Here is a 2,839-nt window from a genome sequence, read left to right on the forward strand (position 1 = left end):
TATATCTAAATTCTCTACCATTGATCTAATTCTTTTAGAACTAAACATCTTTGAATGTTCTTGTCGAAACATAATGCACCTCTTCCTGATTTAGGTAATTCATAACACAAATCACTAATCTTGAATATTTTTACTTTTATATAAATTCTTGGTTATATTATGTCCCAACAAAATTTATTTCATACATAATCTCACAAAATCATTTAACATATTCATAATGGTTATGAGTTGAGTATATTTACAATTGCTTATAAAAAAATAGAGCAACATCATCTGCCACTCTATTTTCGATTCATTATTTTTATAAACAATCAAATTATCTTATTTGACCATCACCAAATATAATATATTTAGTAGTTGTAAGTTCTTTAAGTCCCATAGGTCCTCTAGCGTGAAGCTTTTGAGTACTTATACCGATTTCGCCACCAAATCCAAATTCTCCACCATCAGTAAATCTTGTAGAAGCATTTACATATACAGCAGCTGCATCTACTCTTTGTAGGAATTTTTGACTGTTTCTATAGCTTTCAGTGACTATAGATTCAGAGTGTCCTGTGTTGTATTTATTTATGTGTTTTATAGCTTCGTCCACGTCTTTTACTACTTTTACAGCTATTATAAGATCTAAGTATTCAACTCCCCATTCTGGTTCATCGATTACTTTTACGTCGTTTACTATAGCTTGAGTTTTTTCGCAGCCTCTAACTTCAACTCCGTTATCTCTCAACGCTTTAACTATCATTGGCACGAATTCATCTGCTATAGCTTCATGAACTAATAATTTTTCTGCAGCGTTGCAAACCCCTGGTCTTTGAACCTTTGCATTTAAAACTATCGCCTTCGCCATCTCAAAATCAGCACTTTCATCTACATAAATATGACAGTTTCCTGTTCCTGTTTCAATTACTGGAACTGTGGCATTTTGCACAACTGCTTTTATAAGTCCTGCTCCACCTCTTGGAATTAAAACGTCTATATAATCATTAAGTCTCATCATTTGAGTTGCAGTTTCTCTAGAAGTATCTTCAACTAATTGCACGCAAGCTTCTGGCAATCCACTTCTCTTTATACCTTCGACTAACGCCTTAGCTACAGCCTTGTTAGAGTTTATAGCGTCGCTGGCACCCTTTAGTATAACCGCGTTTCCTGATTTTAAGCAAAGTCCCGCAGCATCGCTTGTTACATTAGGTCTTGATTCGTATATTATCCCTAAAACCCCCATTGGAACTCTCTTTTGTCCTATTTGAAGTCCATTAGGTATTTGCCACATATTTACTACTTCGCCCACTGGATCCTTTAATTTTACTATATCTAAAAGAGCATTTGCCATACCTTCTATTCTGCCTTCATCAAGTGATAATCTATCAAGCAAAGCATCAGATATTCCCTTTTCGATAGCATTTTGTCTATCTATTTCATTTGCTTTTATTATTTCTTCCTTTGCATTTATCAGCTCCTCTGCCATAAAAGTTAACGCCTGATCCTTTTGTGCAGTTGAAGCTATTCCTAATTCGTAAGCAGCTTCTTTTGCCTTTTTTCCCATTGAAATTAACATAAATCGTACCTCCTATTTTTTCGCAGTAAATAAAGTTCCTATTTCTTCCCCTGATAATATTTCAGAAATAATCGCTGGATCCTCTCCATTCGCTAAAACTAAATCGACACCTGCTTTATTAGCCTTCTTAGCTGCAGCTAATTTAGTCGCCATACCACCAGTTCCTAAGCTTGAACCAGCGCCACCTGCACAAGCCTCTATTTCATCAGTGATCTCATCAATTTGTTTTATTAAATGCGCATCTTCATTTTCCTTTGGATTTTTATCGTAAAAACCGTCTATATCAGATAATATAATCAATACATCTGCATTTATAAGTACAGAAACTATAGCTGACAAGTTGTCATTATCACCAAACTTCGCTATATTTTCTAGCTCATCTATTGAAACTGTGTCATTTTCATTTACTATAGGGATTATCCCCTTGTTTAATAAAAGTTCAAAAGTATTACATACATTTTCTTTGATATGTTCGTCTTCTATTACATCTCTAGTCAAAAGCACTTGACCTACTGTATGAGAATATTCTCCAAAAAACTTACTGTATATATGCATTAATTCACATTGTCCAATTGATGCTAATGCTTGTATTTCTCTAATATTTGTGGGCTTTTCTTTCAATTTCAATTTGCCAACTCCAACACCTACTGCTCCAGATGTCACTAAAGTTACTTCTTTTCCTGAGTTCACTACATCAGATAAAACTCTTGTTAATTTCTCAATTCTGCCTAAGTTAATTTGTCCATTTTCGTAAGTTAAAGTCGATGTCCCTACCTTTACTACGATTCTTTTTGCATTTTTTACATTTTCTCGAAAGCCCATTTTTTAAATCTCCTTACTGTGTTTCTATTCATAATATATTTTTGAAAATATTAATATTTATTATAACACATATTTTATTATTATTTTTTAAATAATTGTTCATTATTAATTTTTTTAACTTATCTTTAACTTATAGTGTATAATATTTATATCAAAATATAATCGAGGAGATGATAAAATGCTTAAGCAAGATTACTTACTTAGACAAATAGAAAGTTTGGCTATGTCACTATCAAAGCTTTTTTTCAATAAAGATATGGTAGTGTATGAAATCCCTGAGGAAAATGCTCAAAGCGAAACTGATATTTTATATAATAAATTGAATAAATTAGTTTCAGAAGGTAAAATCAATGAGGCAGAGAACTTATTGTTCGACGAGGTCGACAGAAGCAATATCGAGTATTTGAGAGTCGGCATTGATTTTTATACTAATTTGAATAGACTTGATGATAAGACTTTGGA

General features: G+C 32.6%; 3 protein-coding genes. 1 reads left to right on the forward strand and 2 read right to left on the reverse strand.

Going from position 1 to position 2,839, the window contains the following annotated elements; translation table 11 throughout:
* Window positions 1–316: 316 nt before the first annotated feature.
* Together MR593_RS12260 and proB are read right to left on the reverse strand one after the other, a co-directional pair.
* Window positions 317–1,555, reverse strand: a complete 1,239-nt coding sequence (locus MR593_RS12260; RefSeq protein ID WP_290693391.1) for a glutamate-5-semialdehyde dehydrogenase — start codon at window positions 1,553–1,555, stop codon at window positions 317–319.
* Between the two features lie 12 nt (window positions 1,556–1,567).
* A complete protein-coding gene (gene proB, locus MR593_RS12265; protein WP_290693395.1) occupies window positions 1,568–2,377 on the reverse strand; it encodes a glutamate 5-kinase in 810 nt (269 codons plus the stop codon).
* A 178-nt stretch (window positions 2,378–2,555) separates the two neighbouring features.
* Between proB and MR593_RS12270 the strand changes: the two genes are divergently transcribed.
* Window positions 2,556–2,839, forward strand: a 284-nt coding sequence (locus MR593_RS12270) for a DUF6483 family protein (RefSeq protein WP_290693398.1), incomplete at its 3' end; no start/stop codon positions are given.

The sequence above is a fragment of the Intestinibacter sp. genome (assembly GCF_022780145.1).
Taxonomy (GTDB): Bacteria; Bacillota; Clostridia; order Peptostreptococcales; family Peptostreptococcaceae; genus Intestinibacter.